The organism is Streptomyces diversicolor (assembly GCF_057537855.1).
In genome coordinates this window covers 43,375-62,142 of record NZ_BAAJXA010000039.1, presented here as the reverse complement: position 1 = coordinate 62,142, position 18,768 = coordinate 43,375, and the positions used below count along the sequence as shown (strand labels likewise).

The window sequence follows — 18,768 nt, the reverse complement described above, 5'->3', positions numbered from 1 at the left end:
CATGGGCGCACTGTACGAGCGGGGGGTGGCCCCCTGGGACGATGTGCTCGGCGACACGGACCGGGCGGTGTTCGAGGCCGCCGGCTGGGGCCGACGGGCCGGGTTCGGGCAACGCCCCGCGATCGTGGTCATCGACGTCAACTACAACTTCTGTGGCGACGGCACCGAGTCGATCCTGGAGTCGATCAAGCGCTGGCGGTACGCCTGCGGACCCGAGGCGTGGTCTCGCGCTGTTCCGGCCATCATTCGGTTGCTGGAGGTCGCGCGGCGCAAGCGTCTGCCGGTCGTCTACACCACCAACCCGCGCCGCCCGGACGGCTTCGACCTCGGAGTGTGGACCGACAAGAGCCACCGTTCCGACGACGTGGTGGACGTCACCGGGCACCGCGGCAACGACATCGTGGACGAGGTGGCGCCGCAGGAGGGCGACATCTTCATCGAGAAGCGCAAACCCTCGGCCTTCTTCGGCACCCCGCTGATGAGTCATCTGAACCAGCTGAAGGCCGACTCGCTCATCCTCGTGGGCTCGACCACCAGCGGCTGCGTCCGGGCCACGGCGGTCGACGCGATCTCCTACGACCTGAAGGTGACGATCCCGCACGAGGCGGCGTTCGACCGCTCGCAGCTGTCCCACAAGGTCGCCCTGATGGACGTGCACATGAAGTACGCCGATGTGACCGACACCGATGAGGTGGTCGACTATCTGGAGGGGCTGGATGCGGGTCTGTTCGACACCGTGTTTCCCCCGGCGGCCGCGGCTGCGAAGGAGACCTGATGTTTGAGATCAGGCGGTTTGTCACGCAGGTCACCGAGGACCTGAGCAGTGAGGGTGTGATCGCCGGCCGGCCGCTGCGGAAGGTGGTGGTCGGGGCGGTGCTGGCCAACCCGTTCGCGGGCTCCTACCACGCCGACCTGTCCGCCGCCGTGGAATGGTCGCCCGAGCTCGGCAAGCTGCTCGGCGAACGTGCGGTAGCGGCGCTCGGCGAGCCCGCGCTCAGCTACGGCAAGGGCGGCATCGCCGGGACCGACGGCGTCCAGGAACATGTGGTGGCGTTCGTCACCACGCCGTTCGGGGACGCGCTCCGGGCCGCCGTGGGCGGCGGCAAGGCGTGGATCTCCTCGGCGACCTGCGTGGGCGCCGCGGGCACGCCGCTGACCCTGCCCCTGGCACACAAGGATGCCCTGTACGTCCGCGACCACTACGACGCGGTCACCCTCTACCCGGCCGACGCGCCGCACCCGGGGGAGGTTCTCGTCGCGGTGGCCGTCGCCAACCGGGGACGGCTGGGCGCCCGGCTCGGCGGCCTGGCAGCGGCCGACGTCACAGGAGAGGACGGCTTGATATGACCACGCCGGGTCCGCTGCTCTCGTTCGACGCCGTTACCAGGACGTTCGGCGGCGTGTGCGCCCTGGACCCGGTCACCGTACAGCTCGGCACGGGCGAGTTCGTCGCGGTGATCGGGCCCTCCGGATGCGGGAAGTCCACCCTGCTCCGGCTGGCCTCGGGGCTCGATGAGCCCAGCTCGGGGAGCGTGACGCGGACGACCGACCACATCGGCTACGTCTTCCAGGACGCCACCCTCATGCCCTGGCGCACCGTGCGGCGCAACGTCGAGCTGCTCGGCGAGCTGTCCGGCGACAGTCGCGGCCACGTCCGGCAACGCGCCCAACAGGCGCTGGAGTCGGTCGGCCTGGCGGACTTCGGCGAGCACCTGCCGCGGCAGCTGTCGGGTGGCATGCGGATGCGGGCCAGCCTGGCCCGCGCGCTGGTGCTCGAACCAGAGCTGTTCCTGTTCGACGAGCCCTTCGGCGCGCTGGACGAGATCACGCGGGCCCGGCTCAATCTCCAGCTCATGGACCTGTTCGTGGAGCTCCGCTTCACCGGTCTGTTCATCACCCACTCGGTCGCGGAGTCGGTGTTCCTGTCCAACCGGGTGCTGGTGATGTCGGCCAGGCCGGGCCGGATCGTCGAGGAGTTCACGATCCCGTTCGCCTTCCCCCGGGCGCCCGAGCTGCGGTACACCCCCGAGTTCGCCGACCTGGCCGGCCGGGTGGCCAAGGCCCTGGAGGAGGCGTCGTGAACGGACGTACGCGCAGGATCAAGGCACGGCTCGGCTTGGTGCTGCCGCCCCTCGGGGTGCTGGTCCTGGTGGTGGCAGCCTGGTACCTGATCACGTACGAGGTGCTCGCCAAGGACCGGCGTTTCCTGCTGCCGCCGCCGCACGAGGTGCTCCGGGAGTTCCAGAACACGGAGATCCGGAACGACATCCTCGACGCGAGCTGGCAGTCACTGAAGGTCGCACTGATCGGCCTGGCCATCTCGTTCGTCCTCGGCACGTTCGTGGCGATGCTGATGGCCCAGGCCCGATGGATCGAACGCTCCCTCTACCCATGGGCGGTGTTCCTGCAGACCGTCCCGATCCTGGCCATCGTCCCGGTGATCGGCTTCTGGTTCGGCTACGAGCTGAGCGCCCGAGTCGTGGTGTGCGTGATGATCGCCGTCTTCCCCCTCATCATCAACCCGCTGCAGGGCCTGCTCGGCACCGACCGGGGCCTGCACGACCTGCTCACTCTGGCGCGCGCGGGCCGGCTGACCCGGCTGGCCAAGCTGCAGATTCCCTCGGCCCTGCCGCAGGTTTTCGTGGGCCTGCAGACCGCCGCCGGACTGTCCATCATCGGCTCCGTCGTCGGTGACTTCTTCTTCGGCCGTGGTGACATCGGCCTGGGGCTGCTGCTGTCGCGCTACAGCGCCGACCTCCAGTCCGCCGCCATGCTCGCCACGGTCATCGCCACCTCCCTGCTCGGCGTGGTCGTCTTCTGGAGCTTCGGTGTCCTGGGCCGTCGGCTGGTCGGCCGATGGTCCGATGCCTGGGGCGCCGCGGAGCGGCCCCACGCGCCGTCCACCCGCGTCTCCTGACGGCCGGCGCCGGTCGCGGGCCCGCTGTCGAATCCGCCCGCTCCTCCTCGTCTCCTGCTCTCCTTTCACCGCCTCCGGGTTCGCGTATCCGCGGCGCCGTACAAAGGACATCGCCATGCCCCGATCACCCTCCCGGTCCAGGCTGGGCGCGTTCACCGTGCTCGCCTCGATGAGTCTGCTCGCCACCGCCTGCGGTGGCGCCGAAGAAGAAGGCAGCTCCGCTCCCCGCTCCGGAGTCCTGTCCGGTGTCTGTCCCTCGAAGGTGGTGATCCAGACCGACTGGGATCCGGAGGCGGAGCACGGCGGCGTCTACGCGTTGCTCGGGGACAAGTACACCGCTGATGTCCGGCGCAGGTCCGTCAGCGGGCCCCTGATGGCCAAGGGTGTCGACACCGGCGTCGATGTGGAGATCCGGATCGGGGGCTCCTCGATCGGCTACCAGGGCGCCGAGTCGATGCTCTACCAGGACAAGGACATCATGTTCGGGTACGGGCGGGTGTCGGAGTACATGGGGGCGTTGAAGAAGACCCCGGTGGTCTCGGTGATGGCCACCCTGGAGAAGAGCCCGTACGCGATCTACTGGGACCCGAAGACATACCCGCAGGCGAAGACCATCGCCGATCTCAAGGCCCAGAACGTCACGATCCTCATGGGCACGGGGTCGGAGGTGTGGCAGGACTACTTCGTCAAAACCGGTGTCATCGACAAGTCGCAGATGGACCGGAGCAACGCGCAGAAGCCCGGCACGTTCGTCGCCGCCGGAGGCAAGGACGCCGAGCTGGGCCTGATCACCGCCGAGCCCTACACCTACAAGCACCTGCCCAGTTGGGGCCGGGATGTCAGGACACAGCTCATCCACGACACCGGCTTTCCCGACTACTTCCAGACCCTGTTGGTGCGCAAGAAGGACGCGACGGAGAAGGCGGCCTGCCTGTCCAAACTGGTGCCGATCATGCAGCAGGCCGAGGTCGACTACATCAAGGACGCGACCAGGACCAACGATCTGATCCTCAAGCTCGTCAACGACTACAAGACGAACTGGACCTACACGGCCGAGCAGGCCAAGGCGTCCGACGATGCCCAGATCTCTCAGGGCCTGGTCGGCAACGGCCACGACCGGACGCTGGGCAACTTCGACATGGCCCGGGTGAAAACCCTGATCCAGATCGTCGCCGAATACTCTGACGCCGATGTCGCCGGGATCACACCGGACGACCTGGTGACGAACAAGTTCATCGACACCTCGATCGGCCTGAACTGACCCTCCGGGGCGCGACCCGCCCGCCGTGCCCCGCTCCCCCACCAACAGTGAGGAACTCTGCCATGCCCAGGAACAGTTACACCCTCGCGGTGGCCCAGCCCCGGACCGCGCCGGAGGAACGCCGCGCCGACAACGTGACGCACGCTGTCGAACTCATCGCCGAAGCCGCCCGGCGCGGTACCGACCTGCTGCTCTTCCCGGAGCACTGCCCGGGCCCGTTCAGCCCCGCGGAGTCGTTCGACGCCGCACCCGCGATCGCCGAGGCCGCCGCCGAGCACGGCATCGCGGTCTGCTGGAGCCGGATGGAGGAGTGCGCCGACGGCTTGTGGCGGCTCGTCGTGTATGTCACCGACCGCGCCGGCGGCCAGGTACTGCGGTACGAGCGCAGCCACCCGGCGACCGTGCCGCCGGGTGACACCGGTGGCTGGGTGGCCCCCGGCCCGGTACTCGGCTCGTTCGAGCTGGACGGTATCCCGATGGGTGTCGTGGTCTGCTCGGAGCTGTGGGTCCCCGAGCCGTCCCGGGTGCTCGCGCTGCGCGGAGCACAGATCCTGCTGTCCCCGGCGGGCGGGGACTTCACCAGCCTGGCGCCGAACTGGGAGGCGATCGCCCGGGTCCGCGCCATCGAGAACCAATGCTATGTGGCGCTCACCAACAACCTGTACGACGTCGAGTCGGGCTCTGCGATGATCACCGGCCCGGAACATCCGCTGGTGAAGGCGGGCCGGGCCGAACTCGCGGTCGCCACTGTGGACTTGGCCCGGCTCCGCTGGCTGCGCGAGCACGACGACCAGCTCGGCGCCGTGAAGGCGTTCGACTCGATCCCCGGGCTGCTGCGGGCCCGCCGCCCCGAGCTGTACGGCGAGTTGGCGGCGCCCCGCGACGACCTGTTCGACTATCACACTCCGCGGGCGGAGGTCACCAAGTGACGCGCACGACCCTGGTCCGCGGCGGGCATGTGCTGACCGCCGGCCCCGCCGGAGCGCTGCGCGACGCCGCCGTACTCGTCGACGGAACGACGATCGCCGCCGTCGGGCCGTACCGGGAGCTGCGCGCCGCGCACCCGGCGGCGACCGAGCTGGGCGGCCCGCACGACCTGGTGCTCCCCGGGTTCGTCAACACGCACGGGCACTTCTCCGAAGGGCTCATCACCGGGCTGGCCGAACAGTTCACGCTATGGGAGTGGGTCCACGCGCTGATCGAACCGGTCGCGCCGCACCTGGACCGCGAGGCCGCCTACCTGGGCACCATGATCTCCGGCATCCAGATGCTGCGCAGCGGCATCACCACCGCCAACGACATGTTCGTCTGCGACCCCCGGCAGGAGTCCGCCACACCGGGAGTGGTCGCGGCCCTGGACGAGCTGAACCTGCGCGGCGTCGTGTCCTTCGGCGCCGGCGACAGGCGGCCCACGCCCGGCGGGATCGAGGCGCTGCTGGACGAGCACGCCGCGCTCCGGGAGGCCGCCGCGGCGAGCCGTCTGAGCACGTTCCGCGTGGGCATCGGAGCGGTCGGCGGGCAGAGCGCCAAGTTGTTCGCGGCCTCCGTGGCGCTGGCCACGGGCGGCGGTCACGGCGTGCACATCCACCTTCAGGAGATACGCGAGGAGGTCACCGCGACCGTGCAGGAGTACGGCGCGACACCGATCGGCGTCTGCGCCCGGGAGGGCCTGTTCGCCGCGCCGACGCTGGCCGCGCACTGTGTGTGGGTGGACCGCCACGACCGCCGGCTGCTCGCCGAGCATGGTGTCGGCGTGGCGCACAACCCGGTGTCGAACATGATCCTCGCCTCGGGCGCGGCCCCGGTCGCGGAGCTGCGGGCGCTCGGCGTGGACGTCGGTATCGGCGTGGACGGTGCAGCCTCCAACGACAGCCAGGACATGCTCCAGGCAGTGAAGTCGGCGGCGCTGCTGGCCCGCGTGCACGCGATGCAGGCGACCGCGATGACCGCCCGCGAGACCTTCGAGATGGCCACGATCGGCGGCGCCCGGGCGCTCGGGATGGCCGACCTGATCGGCTCGCTGGAGCCCGGCAAGGCCGCCGACCTCGTCGTGCTGGACGGCTCGTCGCCGGCGCTGGCCAACGTGCACGACCCGTACCAGGCCGTGGTGTACGTGGCCGGATCGCGGGAGGTCGCCCAGGTGCTGGTGGACGGCCGGGTGAGCGTCGCGGACGGGGATGTCGTCACGGTGGACGTGGCCGAGACCGTCGAACGGTCCCGCCCGGCGGCGCGCGCACTGGTGCGCCGCGCGGGGCTGGCCCACCTGTCGGAGCTCGCCCGGTGACCCGCACGCTCATCACCGGCATCGGCACGCTGCTCACCGGCGATGTGTCCGCGCCGGTCGCCGAGCCCGGCGACCTGCTCGTCGAGGACGGCCGTATCGCCGAGCTGAACACCACGGTCACCGCCGAGGCGGTGGACCGGGTGATCGACGCGGGCGGCGCCACGGTCGCCCCCGGCCTGATCGACTCGCACTGTCATGTAGTGCTCGGCGACTACACGCCGCGGCAGACCGCGGTCGGCTTCCTCGCCTCGTACGTACACGGCGGCATCACCTCCGTGATCTCCCCCGGTGAGATCCACCTGCCCGGACGGCCGCACGACGCGGCCGGGGTCAAGGCCCTGGCGGTGCTCGCCCAGCGGTCCTGGAGCGAGTACCGGCCCGGTGGGATGAAGGTCAACGGCGGCTCGGTGGTGCTGGAACCGGTGCTCACCGACGCGGACTTCCGCGAGCTGGCGGCACAGGGCGTGCGCTGGGCCAAGTTCGGCTTCGGCCGGTACCGGGACCCGGCCGACGGGCTGCCCCAGGTCCGCGGCGCGCAGCAGGCCGGGATCGTGGTCACCTGCCACTCCGGCGGCGCCTCCATCCCCGGCTGCGCGCCGATCACCGCCGACCATCTGATGCTGCTGCGACCGGACGTCTGTGGTCATATCAACGGCGGACCGACCTCCCTGGGCGGCGAGGGACTGCGGGCCATCGTCCGGGACGGTGAGATGGCCCTCCAGATCGTCCAGGCGGGCAACCTGCGCAGCGCGATCGAGCTGGTCGGGATGGTCCGCGAGTACGGCGCCGAACGGCGCGTGGTGCTCGGCTCCGACACCCCGACCGGCACCGGCACCATGCCCCTGGGTGTGCTGAAGACGGTGGCAGAACTCAGCTCGCTCGCCGGGGTGGACCCGGCGATGGCCTGGGCCTGGGCCACCGGCAACGTGTCCTCGGTCTACTCGATCGAGGCCGGGCTGGTCGCGCCGGGCCGGCCGGCCGACCTGGTGGTGCTGGACGCCCCCTGGGGCTCTCAGGCGCCGGACGCGCTCGGCGCGCTGGCCCGCGGCGACATCCCGGGTATCAGCCTCGTCCTGATTGACGGCGAGATCAAGGCGCTAACCAGCCGAAACACTCCGGCGTCGGCGCGTCGGGCGCGCGTCACACCGTCCGTGCCCGAGCCGCCCGGTTCGGCTCACGTCTGCTGAGGAGGAACGACAAGTGATCATCGAGGACGTGCCGATCCCCGCCCGGGAGGGCCGGGGCGTACGGCTGGCCGCAGGGCAACTGCTCGACCTGGTGGACGTCCAGGGCAGCCAGGTGGCGGATTTGGTGGCCTACGACGCGGACGACCCGGAGGAGTATCTGTCCCCCGCGCACACCGCGGCGGTGAACACCTCTGTCCTTCTCAAGGCCGGGCAGAGCGTGTACTCCAACCACCGCAACCCACTGCTCACCATCGTCCGCGACGACGTGGGCAAGCACGACATCGTGGTGCCGTGCTGCGACCGCGAGCGGTACGAGTACTCCTACGGCGTGACGGGCCACGCCAACTGCCTGGACAACCTGCTCCAGGCCCGCGACCTACTCGGCCTCGACCTGAGAGTCCGTGGCGAGAACGCCTGGAACGTCTTCATGCACAACCGGGTCACCGCGACCGGTGAGGTCGTCACCGACCCGGCGCTCCAGCCGGCCGGCTCCACGATCACCCTCCGCGCCGAACGCGACCTCGTCGTGCTGGTCTCGGCCTGCCCGCAGGATCTCAGCCCGTGCAACAACTTCGACCCGACCCCGATGCGGCTGGTCGTCCGTGCCGAGGAGGGCCGATGACCACCGCGACGGAGCTGACCAGGCAGGCGCGCTTGCCCTTGTCCGCCAGGAAGATCAGGCCGCCGTTCGCACTGGACCCGACCATGTGCTTCTACTCGCCGCAGGAGAACGTGGACGCCCTCCGGCACCCCCGGGTGGCCGCGTGGCTGGACTTCGTGCGGCACGAGTGGACGCCTGCTCCTGTGCCGGGAGCGACTTCGGGACGGCTGGGGCTCCTGCTCCCCTGCACGAAGTACAAGCCGTACCCGACGAGCCGGGAGCACCGGGGCGTCAACGCCGCGCTGCTGGCCGCGGGTTGGGAGCCGGTCGGCGGGCCGGTCCCCAAGCGGCTCCCGGAGTGCCTGGATCCGAGGGAGGACCCCCGCCTGCTCGACGTCTCCCCGATGGTCCGCGACGGATGGGTGCTCGACCGGTTCGTGGTGAGCGAGCCGCTCGCCCTGGTCCCGTACGACCACGTCTACCGGTGGCATGGCGAGCAGTCCCCGGCGACCTCCTACGACGACCCGGGGCTGTTCGAGTCGCGCGGCGCCTCCGTCACGCCGTACCGCGATGACTGCACGGCCGTGCCCAGACAGGACGGCACCTGGCAGTGGGGACCCGGCGAGCGCGAAGCCTACGCCGACATGCACGACGTCATGGTCGGGGTGCTCGCCGATGTGCTCCGCCGCGTCGGCGAGCGGTACGCCGGGATCGGCGCCTGGGTGTCGCCCGGCCTCACCCATGTCAGCTTCCTGGCCGACCGGGACCGCCGGCGCGCCGACGGTCTGCCCGCCTCCCGGCGCGGCGCGACCGGAAAAAGGCCGCTGACCGGCGTGCTCGACCTGCTGCCCGGGGCCCTCACCCTGATGCCCAGCCGCGCCCAACTCGACGCGGCGATCCGGGTACTGGCCGCCCGGCTGGCCGAGGAGGGCCGTCCGGCCACGCCCGGCGCCGTACGCTCGGTCTTCGCCCGGGGCGACGGCCGGGACACCCCGCTCGCGCTGCCCGAAACGCTCGTCCGCCTCATCGGCTGGATCGACGACATGACGGGTTCACGCTCGTGACAGCCCTCGAAGCCCATGGGGAGGGGACACGGAGTGTCCAGCGGGTCCGCGCGGAGGTCGCGCGGACCGCGCGGATGATCGCCGCCGCCGGGCTGGCCGAGGCGTTCGGGCATGTGTCGGCCCGGTTGCCGGGCGGCGGCGCGGCCATCACCTCGACCCGGCCGCTCGCCGAGGCGCGGACCGCCGATGTACTCGTCCTGGACGCCGCCGGGACGGCTGTGTGCGGCGCGCTGGACGACGTCCCGCTGGAGATCTGGCTGCACTTGGAGATCTACTCCGCCCGCCCCGACGTCGGCGCGATCTGCCGAGGGCATCCGCCGGCGGCCATCGCGTGGGGCACCGGCGACACCGACCTGCCCGCACTGCACGGCCTCGGCCTGCTCGCGGGCCGCCGGGTCCGGGTGCACGACGATGTCGCCCTGGTCGCCACCCCGGAGCGCGGCCGGTCCGTCGCCACCCGGCTCGGCCCGGACGTCGCACTGCTGCTGCGGGCCAACGGTGCCCTCGCCGTCGGCCCGGACCCGCTCACGGCCGCCACCCGGCTGTACGCCCTGGAGGAACGGGCCCGGATCGTGCTCGCCCCGCTGCCGCGCGCGGCCCGCCCCATCGGCGACGCCGAGTGGGACGAGCGGGAAGCCGCGAGTGCGGTCGAACTGGCCCGGGCCCGCCGCTGGTTCGACCGCCGATTCCGCCCCGTTGATTCCAGCGGCCGCACATAAGCGGCCCACATAAGGAGAAAGACGATGCTGAACGCCCTGGAGCCCTCCGCGACCATGAGCCAGGAGGAGCTGGCGTCGTACCGGGACCGGTTCGCCGCCCACCTGTCCCAGACCGTCCCCGACCGCACGGAACTCGTGGTCGCCGCCGCGAGCGGGTGCACCGTGAAGGCGGCCGACGGCCGCGTCTACCTGGACATGACCTCCGGCCTCGCGGTCGCCAACGTCGGCCACACCCATCCGGACGTGGTCGAGGCCGTGCAACGGCAGATCAGCCGGTACGCGCACGTCAACGCGTACGGCCGGCTCGTCGTCCCGGAACAGGTCGAGATCGCGGAGCGGCTGGCCAGGGTCGCCGGCGGCGGGCTGACCACCGCATACCTGACCTCGTCTGGCGCGGAGTCGACCGAGTGCGCACTCAAGCTGGCCCGCAAGTACACCGGGCGACCGAAGTTCGTCGCGATGGAACAGGCCCATCACGGCCACACCCTCGGCGCGTTGTCGGTGAGCCGGCGGGAGCAGTGGCATACGTCGTTCGAACCGCTGCTGCCCGGGGTGGCACGCGTGCCGTTCGACGACCTGGAGGCGGCCACGGCGGCGATCGACGAGCAGACCGCCGCCGTGATCGTCGAGCCGATCCAGGGCGAGGGCGGCGTCCGTGTCCCCTCCGACGGCTTCCTGCCCGGGCTGCGCGAACTGTGCGACCGCACCGGTGCGCTCCTCGTCTGTGACGAGGCCCAGGGCGGCATGGGCCGTGCCGGGGCCTGGTTCTCCCACCAGCTCTGGGGCGTGCGCCCGGACATCGTCATCTGTGCAAAGGCAGTCGGCGGCGGCCTGCCGCTGGGCGCGGTGCTGGCTTTGCCCGAGGTGTCCGCGACGTCCCTGGAGCCCGCGCCGAGCCACCTCACCACCATGGGCGGCAACCCCGTGGCCTGCGCCGCGGGCGTCGCGGCCTTCGACGTGATCGAGCGGGAGGGCCTGGTCGCCCAATCGGCCCGACTCGGTGCGTATCTGCGAGAGCGGCTGGAGTCGGTGCGCGGCCAGTTTCCCGGCTTGCTCACCGACATCCGCGGGCGTGGGCTGTGGTGCGCGTTCGAGCTGAGCGTCCCGGCGCAGCCGGTGGCCGAGGCGATGCAGGAACGCGGCGTGCTGGTCGGCTCGGCACTGAACTCCGAGGGCACGGTCTCGGTGACACCGCCGCTGGTGATCACCGCCAGCGAGATCGACGTGTTCGTCGGCGTGCTCCGCGCGGTCCTCCGGAACCTCACGTGACACAGCCCGCTCGGGAGGAGACCCCCATCCCGGCCGCCTGGGTACTGACGGCCGGGCCCGGTGGAGAAATCCCGGACGGCGCGACGCACATCCGGAACGGCGCGACGCACATCCCGGACAGCGCCACGCACATCCCGGACGGCGCGACCCTCGCGGCCGGGCCGTCCCCGCGGCGCGCGGGGCTTCTCGCCGGGCCGGTGACCGGCGACGGCCACCGGCCTGCTCGTCCCCGGCTTCGTCAAGGTGCACACCCACCGGTCAGCGGCTCACCCCAGGGACGGGTCCAAAGCCGGCTCTCTTCGGGTGGGGCGAGCGGCTCATCGGCCCACTCCGCGCCCTGCTCACCGCCGCGGGCGCCGCCGCGCGGCCCCGTCGGCGAGCAGGGCGCACGCCTGCTCGCCGCCGCCCACGCCGCACCCTCACCCGTGCCCGTGCCCGGCGGCCCGGTCGTGGTCGTGGTCGTGGTCGTCGAGACCCCAGAGGGCGAACCCGGCCCGATCGGCCCGTCGTTCGACCTCATGACGCACGTGGGACATCAGGGCACGCACGGACCGTGGCTGGCTCCGCGTGATCTTTTGACATCCTCAAGGATTGGGTGTGGTGCAAGAGCCATCCTGGTCTCATACAGCCTGGTACTGATCGGGGAACCCGAATGAGTGGCGTAATGCTGACGCTGACCGACGTGCACCGCATCCTCCGCGACCGGATCGCCTCTGGCGTCTACGCCGTCGGTTTCCGGCTGCCGTCCTGCCGGACACTCGCCACCGAACTGGGCACCAACCCCTCCACTGTGGATCGTGCGGTCCAGAAACTCGCCCGCTCGGGCCTGGTGCGGACCACTCCCCGGCAGGGCAGCATCATCATCCGCCTTCCGCAGATCTCGCCGGTCAACGCCGAGACTTTCAGCCGTGACCTGCACACACTCCTCAGCCGCGCCCAGTCCGCCGGGCTGTCCGCCACTGAGATCCAGCGGATGATCGCGGACACGCTGACCGACCTGGGCCCGGCCCCGAAGGTGGCATTCGTCGAATGCAACCCCCGAGACCTGCGGAGGATGAGCGCGCTGGTGGAGACGGCCTCGGGCATCCCCGTGGAACCGGTCCTGCTGTCCGAGGCGACCGGCCGTCGTCTCGACGACGAGTACGACATCGTCGCCGCCCCGATCTTCCACCTGCGCGACCTGGAGTCGCTGGTCGACTCCTTCGACAACGTGATCGAGATCATCGCGACGCCCTCGTCCGCGATGCTCCGCCGTCTGGCCACCCTGGGCGAGGGTCGCCGCGTGATCGTCGCGGCCCCCACGAACCGTGGCCTCGACCGCATGGCCGCTCTGGTCCGCCAGTACTACGACGCCAGCCCCGAACGCTTCCTCATCGGCCACGACGACATCTCCCGACTGGCCGGCGCGGACACCCTGATCCGCAACAACGCCGGCGAGCTTCCCGACGGCGCGGCGGACCTGGTCGGCGAGGTCCTCATCATCGAGTGGGGGTTGGCCCCCGACTTCAGTGACACCTTCCCGGCCCGCGTCAGCGCCGTAGTGAACCGGCACCGCGGTTCGTAGCGGCCGGGCGGCGGTTGCGAGCACGTCACGTCATCGGGGGCAACTGCCCATCCGTTACTCCCTGGGAAGTGCTGATGGCACCCGAATCGGCAAACCGGTCAGGGCGTGGTTCAGCCCCCGAATGCTCCGGTCCAGCATGAGAGCTTCCCTCTCCACGAGGTCCGGATTGCTCAAGGGCGAGGTGTCGATGCAGTACTCCATGTCGTGCTCAGGTAGGTCGATCGGATCGAAGAGGCTCCCCCGGTGATCATCAGGGCCTCGGTGCGGTGCTGGAGTCTGATAGGCCCAGGTGTTCTCGAAGCAGATGCGCCGAACTCCCGATTCGAGAAGCCGGTTGGTGAACTGGCGTATCGGAAGTCTTCCGGAACCAATGGGGAGGCCGAGGATGATGTCATCGGCGCTCTCCTCTGTGGCGATCACTGCCTGATCTTTCAAGTGCCCGCTCATCACCCAGGGCAGCAATGCTTCGAGGCCCTCGGCTGGTTCTTCGCCATGTACCATCGAGTTGCCATAGTCGTAGAGGGCGCCTATCCACGGAGAGTCGACCGCCGAAAGTATCTCCGCCACCTCGCGCGCGGTCACGTCTTCGTGATTCTCGACAGCGATCGGTATGCCGAATTCCTCAGCCACCGGAACGATCGCGCGGAGGTTGGCGATTGCGTCCTTGATGCGGTTCGGGTCCTGGGGAGACCCCTGTACCAAGGTCCTCAGCAATCCCGCACCGAGTTCCCGACCGATGTCGAGCAGGCCACGCAGCCGCTCGGGGTAGGTGTAGTTCGATTCGATATCGATACCCATGCCCAGCTCCGAAAGGACCGAGCGCGCGTTCCTCAGATACGCGGGAGATGCGTCTGAAAGGTGCTCGTACTGCGGGCCGTACACCGACACATTGACGCCTCCGAACCCCCGCTCTGCCGCGTCCCGGATGAAGTCGACAGCCCCCGCGCAAGGGCCGCGAAGCCGTCTTACGCCCCCTGGTACGCGTAGTCCGGCACGGTGGACAGCGTGTACGCCAGGAGGCCGTCCGCCAACTCAAATCCGCAGCCGGGTGCCACTCCCGGTCACGTACGCACGCACCGCGCCGTTCGCACCGATCAGCCGACGCGCGTTGTCCGGACCCCCCTGGCGCACTCTCCGGCGTCTGCGGGACATGCCGACCCTGTCCCCCGACGCCGACGCTCGTCTGCCCGGAGCACGGTTCGGGGGCGGTCGTCACAGCCTGAATCGTCGCAGGGGCTCCTCGCGGCCAACTCGTAGAATTCCGACGGCGCTTGCCTCACTGCCAACAACCATTAATCTACCTCACCAGGACGCCAAAGCTCAGCTATATGTGTCTTCTTGTGTGGCCCGACCCTTCCCCGCCGCCACCAGGGACCGACAGACCCCCACGCAGCGAACAAAGCATCCACACAACCACCGGGAGACCGGCACACAGGAACACCCGGGGCACACCCACACCACGGGCGCACCACGGCCGTGCAGGCCGTCACGGCGGCACACCTGGACAGGCCGGTCCGGGAGTCAAGGCCCAGGCGGCATCGAGCCCGCCGGCGCCCACCGGCGCCCGGCACACCTGCCCCGCACCGGCCGGACGCTCAGCCAAGGGCGCAGCGGCGCGGGGGCTACGTCCGGGCGAGATCCACCTCGCCGGCATCGACCAGGGCAGCGCGGTTGCTCCGTGCCGGCGGGGCGCCGAGAACGGCTCCTGGCGAGCAGCACCGGCGAGACCTACCACCGTCGCCGCGCTCGCCGCCGGCGCCGCCCCCGCAGCCGGGCCCGCGCGTCGGAGCAGCAACATCGAGTACCCTCACACGATCGGCTGAATCCCCCGCCAGTCGCTCCAGCAGTCCCTGCGCTGGCCGCTACAGTGAAGCCGCGCCACTGGACACTGGGGAAGCCCCTCCGCACATGCGGAGACGACGAAACGGGGCCCGCGCGTCAGCCTGGCCCCCGCGCCGCAGCGCGAAAATCCACCGCCCGGCCCGCCGACATCCCGTACCCTGACTAGACCGACGCGGGGTGGAGCAGCTCGGTAGCTCGCTGGGCTCATAACCCAGAGGTCGCGTGGTTCAAATCCCGCCCCCGCTACCACCATCCGGCCCTCGGCGACATCCCGTCGCCGGGGGCCGGAGCCGTTCAGGGGCAGCGTTGCCGGGTTGTACGCCATCGTGGCGGGCTCCGGGCGTCACCGGCCGGCGAGCAGGCCGGCGAGAACGCCGGCCCGGTACGACACCTGCGGGACAAGCGGGCGCACCAGGTGCCGCATCGACACATTCGCCGGGTACCGGAGACGGCCGACGGGCAGCTCCAGGTCGAGCGGGGCCCCGGGCGAAAGAACGTGAAAGCCGTCCGCCTCGTAGTACGGCGCCAGGTACGGCTTGCGGGTGTGGATGCCGCCCAGCATCGCCTCGTAGTCCCGGTCGCTGTAGGAGCGGACCATTTCATCGACGAGCCGGTGACCTAACCCCTGGCCGCGGGCGCTGTCGGCCACCGACACCACCTCCAGCTCGACGAGCGACCTCGACAGCCTCAGGCACAGCTGCCGCCCCAGAACTGCCTCCATCGCCATCAGCCACTCTACCGGCGGGATCGCATGGGCGAGGCCGACGACCTCTCCCGCCGGGTGTTCCTGCGCGAGCAGCAGGGTCGAGGTGCCGAACTGGGCCGGCAGGCGCCAGCCGGTGCGCATCCGGTCGACGATCTCTCCGGGCATCGCCGCATCCATGAAGTCCACCGGCTCCAGGAGCGCGCGCACCGCCTCGGGGTCGTCGTCCAGGGTGGCAGGGCGGATCAGGTACCGCTCCAGCACCACGACACCGGGAGCAGCATCGGGCTGAGGCGCGTTGCGGCGTTCTGCACGTCGTCGAGAGGCTCGTCCCATGCCCCTCATCCTCCCCCAACCCAACCCAGAACAATGGGTGATGACCGTCCGGCCCGCGTTGGGCAAAGCCCTCGTACGACGGCGAGCAGCAGACCGCCCCCTGAAGGAAAAAGGGGCCGGGCTTGGCTGGGCATCCTTTGGCATGAACGCGACTTCCCGGCATGTCGGCTTTCTTCAGGCTCGTGAACGGCTACGGCCTGCACCGATACGGTCCGGGCCCGGCGTCGGGCGGCTCACCTGCAGGCGACGTCGACGTCCCCGGGGTTGACCAGCGCCGTTCTCAGTTCCTCCAGCCCGGAGGCGGGTGCGCCGGGGGGGCGGGGCCGCCGCGGCCTCCAGCAGCGTGCGGACGTGCCGCCGGACCGGCTCCCCGGCGGAACGGGCGACCAGCAGCGCAGCCAGCAGCAGGGCATCCTGGCTGCCCGGATGACCGGCCGCACGCTCGGCGACCAGGTCCCCACCCGCCAAGGCCGCAGACTGCCCGGCGCTCGCCCGCATCAACTCCAGCCACACGGCCTCGCCGACAGCCATGTCGACGAACGTGCCCACCCCGGCCAGCGTGCCGACGGGCAGGTGGGCCGCGAGCGCGGCACGCCACAGCACCACGGCCGCGTCTAGCCGGGCGGCCGCAGCCGGCGGGAGCGGTGCGTTGGCGCCGGTGTGCGGCGTGCGGACGGCGGTCGCCTCCTCCTCCTCAACACCGGCGCTGCGACCGCGATCGTGCTCGCCTTTGCCGTGAGCTACGCCGTGTGCCAGAACAGCCTGGCCGGCGTGCAGGGCGCCTGGTTCTCCGAACTCTTCAACGCCCGCACCCGCACCAGCGGCGCGTCGCTGGCCTACCAGCTCTCCGCCGTCGTCTCCGGCTTCACGCCCTTGATCGCGACCGCATTGTTCTCGCACACCGGCTGGATCGGACCTGCTCTGCTCTTCAGCGCGTACGGCCTGCTCGGCCTCGGCGCCGCGCTGATGACCCGCGAGACTTGGGGCAGCGCTGAGCGAGACCATGTCGCCGCCCTTGAGCGCGACCTTGCCGCCGCCCCCGCCGACGTGCCCCGCCGCCCCTCACACGTGGTCAGGGAACCTGACTGCCAGTCCCTGACCTCACGCCGCACCGCACGATCAACAGGAGGAACGAACCGATGACCTCGGTGACTACGGACCAGCCGCCGGCCCTGGCCCAAGGGCCTGAACAACGCATCGCCCGTCTGCAGGCCGCGGCGACGCGCATCCGATGCCACGCGCTGACCATGGGTGAGGTCCAAGGCCAGGGATACATCGGCCAGGCGCTCGGTGTCGCCGACGTCCTGGCCGTGTTCTACGCCCGCGAAGACGGCGAGCTGCGCCTGCGCCCTGAGGACCCGGGCTGGGACGGACGTGACCGGTTCCTGCTCTCCATCGGTCACTACGCGATCGCCTTCTATGCCGCACTCGCCGAAGCCGGGACCATCTCGGTAGAGGAGCTTGAGACCTACGGCACCGATGAGTCCCGCCTGCCGATGTCGGGCATGGCCACTTACACGCCCGGGATGGAGATCTCCGGCGGCTCCCTCGGTCACGGCCTCGGCATCGCCTGCGGGATGGGCCTCGGACTGCGCCGACTCGGCCATCCGGCCCGAGTGTTCAACCTGCTCTCCGACGGCGAACTCGATGAGGGAGCCACCTGGGAAGCGGCCATAGCCTGTGCCCACCACGGCCTGGACAACGTCACCGCGATCGTCGACGTCAACGGCCTCCAGGCTGACGGACCCACCCCTGCAGTGCTGCGCACCGAACCGGTCACCGAGAAGTGGCAGGCCTTCGGCTGGAACGCCGTACGCGTCGACGGCAACGACATCCCCGCTCTCCTCGACGCACTGGACAGCATCCGCGACCACACCGGCGGCCCCTCGGTTCTGATCTGCGACACCCGTATCGGCCAGGGCGTGCCGTTCCTGGAGACCCGGGAAAAAGCCCACTTCATGCCCGTCGCCGACCACGAATGGCAGGCCGCCCGCGCCCACCTCGAAGGAGCCCAGCAGTGAGTACCACCCCACAGGCCCCTCGCAAGCGCCTGACCACCTCGGCGATGATCGCCTCGTTCGCCGATCCCGGCCAGCGCACCTCACCGGCACCGTTCGGGCACGCACTGAACCAGCTCGCCGCACGACGCCCGGACATCGTCGGACTCTCCGCCGACCTCGCCAAGTACACCGACATGCACGTCTTCCGCGACGCGAACCCTGACCGCTTCTTCCAGATGGGCATGGCCGAGCAGGCCATGCTCGGCGCCGCCGCAGGACTGGCCGAGGTCGGACTCGTCCCGTTCGCGTCGACCTACTCGGTGTTCGCCACCCGCCGCGCCTACGACTTCCTCTGCCTCGACATCGCCGAACCCGGTCTGAACGTGAACGTCGTCGGCGCCCTGCCGGGCCTCACCACCGGCTACGGGCCCAGCCACCAGGCCACCGAGGACCTCGCGATCCTGCGCGCCTGCCCCAACCTGACCATCGTCGACCCCTGCGACTCAGTTGACATCGAACAGGCTGTACCGGCGCTCGCCGACCACTCCGGCCCGACCTACATGCGCCTACTGCGCGGCAAGGTCCCCACCGTCCTCGACGAGTACGACTACCGCTTCGAACTGGGCAAGGCTGCCGAACTGCGCCCCGGCCGCGACGTCCTGTTCATCTCCACGGGCCTGATGACCATGCGGGCGCTGCAAGCCGCGCAGCGCCTTGAGAATGACCACATCGACGCGGCCGTTCTGCACGTGCCCACCATCAAGCCACTGGACACCGACACAATCGCCACCCAGATCCAAGGCGACAGACTGGTGGTCACCTGCGAGAACCACACCGTGATCGGCGGACTGTCCGAGGCCGTCGCCGCTCTCGTCGCCTACGCAGGCATCAGCGCCCGGATCGTCCCCGCCGCGCTCCCCGACGAATTCCTTGCCGCCGGAGCCCTGCCCACCCTGCACGACCGCTACGGGCTGTCCACCGACGCACTGTGCGCACGCGTGAAGTCCTCCCTTTGACCCCC

Annotated in this window: 19 protein-coding genes and 1 tRNA gene; 18 read left to right on the top strand and 2 right to left on the bottom strand. The window is 70.5% G+C overall.

Annotation, left to right across the window (positions count from 1 at the left end):
- Window position 1 precedes the first annotated feature (1 nt).
- From AC27LF_RS35010 to AC27LF_RS34950, 13 genes are all read left to right on the top strand, one after another.
- On the top strand, window positions 2-775 hold the full coding sequence (locus AC27LF_RS35010; protein ID WP_479663496.1) for an isochorismatase family protein: 774 nt from the start codon (window positions 2-4) through the stop codon (window positions 773-775).
- Window positions 775-1,347 carry an amino acid synthesis family protein gene (locus tag AC27LF_RS35005; RefSeq protein ID WP_479663495.1) on the top strand — a complete coding sequence of 191 codons (573 nt, stop codon included), beginning with the start codon at window positions 775-777 and terminating at the stop codon, window positions 1,345-1,347. Before AC27LF_RS35010 ends, AC27LF_RS35005 begins: the two co-directional genes overlap by 1 nt.
- Window positions 1,344-2,081, top strand: a complete 738-nt coding sequence (locus AC27LF_RS35000) for an ABC transporter ATP-binding protein (RefSeq protein WP_479663494.1) — start codon at window positions 1,344-1,346, stop codon at window positions 2,079-2,081. The genes AC27LF_RS35005 and AC27LF_RS35000 overlap by 4 nt, the downstream gene beginning before the upstream one ends.
- Window positions 2,078-2,917: an ABC transporter permease gene (locus AC27LF_RS34995; RefSeq protein WP_479663493.1), complete on the top strand. Its 840-nt coding sequence runs from the start codon at window positions 2,078-2,080 to the stop codon at window positions 2,915-2,917. Before AC27LF_RS35000 ends, AC27LF_RS34995 begins: the two co-directional genes overlap by 4 nt.
- Before the next feature lie 115 nt (window positions 2,918-3,032).
- Window positions 3,033-4,178, top strand: coding sequence for an ABC transporter substrate-binding protein (locus AC27LF_RS34990; RefSeq protein ID WP_479663492.1), 1,146 nt, complete (start codon window positions 3,033-3,035; stop codon window positions 4,176-4,178).
- 62 nt (window positions 4,179-4,240) lie between these two features.
- Window positions 4,241-5,107, top strand: a complete 867-nt coding sequence (locus AC27LF_RS34985) for a carbon-nitrogen hydrolase family protein (protein WP_479663490.1) — start codon at window positions 4,241-4,243, stop codon at window positions 5,105-5,107.
- A complete protein-coding gene (locus AC27LF_RS34980) occupies window positions 5,104-6,462 on the top strand; it encodes an amidohydrolase family protein (RefSeq protein WP_479663489.1) in 1,359 nt (452 codons plus the stop codon). Before AC27LF_RS34985 ends, AC27LF_RS34980 begins: the two co-directional genes overlap by 4 nt.
- Window positions 6,459-7,649: an amidohydrolase family protein gene (locus AC27LF_RS34975; protein ID WP_479663488.1), complete on the top strand. Its 1,191-nt coding sequence runs from the start codon at window positions 6,459-6,461 to the stop codon at window positions 7,647-7,649. Before AC27LF_RS34980 ends, AC27LF_RS34975 begins: the two co-directional genes overlap by 4 nt.
- Before the next feature lie 13 nt (window positions 7,650-7,662).
- Entirely contained in the window at window positions 7,663-8,271 is a 609-nt protein-coding gene (locus tag AC27LF_RS34970; protein WP_479663487.1) for a DUF1989 domain-containing protein, read from the top strand.
- The gene (locus tag AC27LF_RS34965; protein ID WP_479663486.1) at window positions 8,268-9,314 is read left to right on the top strand and encodes a hypothetical protein; all 1,047 of its coding nucleotides are present in this window, start codon (window positions 8,268-8,270) and stop codon (window positions 9,312-9,314) included. Before AC27LF_RS34970 ends, AC27LF_RS34965 begins: the two co-directional genes overlap by 4 nt.
- The gene (locus tag AC27LF_RS34960) at window positions 9,311-10,033 is read left to right on the top strand and encodes a class II aldolase/adducin family protein (protein ID WP_479663485.1); all 723 of its coding nucleotides are present in this window, start codon (window positions 9,311-9,313) and stop codon (window positions 10,031-10,033) included. Before AC27LF_RS34965 ends, AC27LF_RS34960 begins: the two co-directional genes overlap by 4 nt.
- Window positions 10,034-10,057: 24 nt before the next feature.
- A complete protein-coding gene (locus AC27LF_RS34955) occupies window positions 10,058-11,302 on the top strand; it encodes an aspartate aminotransferase family protein (protein ID WP_479663484.1) in 1,245 nt (414 codons plus the stop codon).
- Between the two features lie 664 nt (window positions 11,303-11,966).
- Window positions 11,967-12,866: a winged helix-turn-helix domain-containing protein gene (locus tag AC27LF_RS34950; protein ID WP_479663483.1), complete on the top strand. Its 900-nt coding sequence runs from the start codon at window positions 11,967-11,969 to the stop codon at window positions 12,864-12,866.
- Between the two features lie 54 nt (window positions 12,867-12,920).
- Here the strand turns inward: AC27LF_RS34950 and AC27LF_RS34945 are convergent, their stop codons facing one another.
- Window positions 12,921-13,793: a sugar phosphate isomerase/epimerase family protein gene (locus AC27LF_RS34945; RefSeq protein ID WP_479663513.1), complete on the bottom strand. Its 873-nt coding sequence runs from the start codon at window positions 13,791-13,793 to the stop codon at window positions 12,921-12,923.
- Window positions 13,794-14,879: 1,086 nt separating this feature from the next.
- On the opposite strand from AC27LF_RS34945, the gene AC27LF_RS34940 reads away from it, so the two are divergent.
- Window positions 14,880-14,957: transfer RNA gene (locus tag AC27LF_RS34940), tRNA-Met, on the top strand.
- Between the two features lie 94 nt (window positions 14,958-15,051).
- On the opposite strand, the gene AC27LF_RS34935 is transcribed toward AC27LF_RS34940, so the two are convergent.
- The gene (locus AC27LF_RS34935) at window positions 15,052-15,747 is read right to left on the bottom strand and encodes a GNAT family N-acetyltransferase (RefSeq protein WP_479663482.1); all 696 of its coding nucleotides are present in this window, start codon (window positions 15,745-15,747) and stop codon (window positions 15,052-15,054) included.
- 351 nt (window positions 15,748-16,098) lie between these two features.
- On the opposite strand from AC27LF_RS34935, the gene AC27LF_RS34930 reads away from it, so the two are divergent.
- From AC27LF_RS34930 to AC27LF_RS34915, 4 genes are all read left to right on the top strand, one after another.
- On the top strand, window positions 16,099-16,365 hold the full coding sequence (locus AC27LF_RS34930; protein ID WP_479663481.1) for a hypothetical protein: 267 nt from the start codon (window positions 16,099-16,101) through the stop codon (window positions 16,363-16,365).
- 117 nt (window positions 16,366-16,482) lie between these two features.
- A complete protein-coding gene (locus AC27LF_RS34925) occupies window positions 16,483-16,890 on the top strand; it encodes a hypothetical protein (protein WP_479663480.1) in 408 nt (135 codons plus the stop codon).
- The gene (locus AC27LF_RS34920) at window positions 16,887-17,768 is read left to right on the top strand and encodes a transketolase (protein WP_479663479.1); all 882 of its coding nucleotides are present in this window, start codon (window positions 16,887-16,889) and stop codon (window positions 17,766-17,768) included. Before AC27LF_RS34925 ends, AC27LF_RS34920 begins: the two co-directional genes overlap by 4 nt.
- The gene (locus AC27LF_RS34915; RefSeq protein ID WP_479663478.1) at window positions 17,765-18,763 is read left to right on the top strand and encodes a transketolase family protein; all 999 of its coding nucleotides are present in this window, start codon (window positions 17,765-17,767) and stop codon (window positions 18,761-18,763) included. The genes AC27LF_RS34920 and AC27LF_RS34915 overlap by 4 nt, the downstream gene beginning before the upstream one ends.
- Window positions 18,764-18,768 lie beyond the last annotated feature (5 nt).

What these genes read in the sequence shown, in the direction of transcription:
- AC27LF_RS35010 (WP_479663496.1), top strand. Translation starts at nt 2, where the DNA reads ATGGGCGCACTGTACGAGCGGGGGGTGGCCCCCTGGGACGATGTGCTC.
- AC27LF_RS35005 (WP_479663495.1), top strand. Translation starts at nt 775, where the DNA reads ATGTTTGAGATCAGGCGGTTTGTCACGCAGGTCACCGAGGACCTGAGC.
- AC27LF_RS35000 (WP_479663494.1), top strand. Translation starts at nt 1,344, where the DNA reads ATGACCACGCCGGGTCCGCTGCTCTCGTTCGACGCCGTTACCAGGACG.
- AC27LF_RS34990 (WP_479663492.1), top strand. Translation starts at nt 3,033, where the DNA reads ATGCCCCGATCACCCTCCCGGTCCAGGCTGGGCGCGTTCACCGTGCTC.
- AC27LF_RS34985 (WP_479663490.1), top strand. Translation starts at nt 4,241, where the DNA reads ATGCCCAGGAACAGTTACACCCTCGCGGTGGCCCAGCCCCGGACCGCG.
- AC27LF_RS34965 (WP_479663486.1), top strand. Translation starts at nt 8,268, where the DNA reads ATGACCACCGCGACGGAGCTGACCAGGCAGGCGCGCTTGCCCTTGTCC.
- AC27LF_RS34955 (WP_479663484.1), top strand. Translation starts at nt 10,058, where the DNA reads ATGCTGAACGCCCTGGAGCCCTCCGCGACCATGAGCCAGGAGGAGCTG.
- AC27LF_RS34950 (WP_479663483.1), top strand. Translation starts at nt 11,967, where the DNA reads ATGCTGACGCTGACCGACGTGCACCGCATCCTCCGCGACCGGATCGCC.
- AC27LF_RS34935 (WP_479663482.1), bottom strand. Translation starts at nt 15,747, where the DNA reads ATGGGACGAGCCTCTCGACGACGTGCAGAACGCCGCAACGCGCCTCAG.
- AC27LF_RS34920 (WP_479663479.1), top strand. Translation starts at nt 16,887, where the DNA reads ATGACCTCGGTGACTACGGACCAGCCGCCGGCCCTGGCCCAAGGGCCT.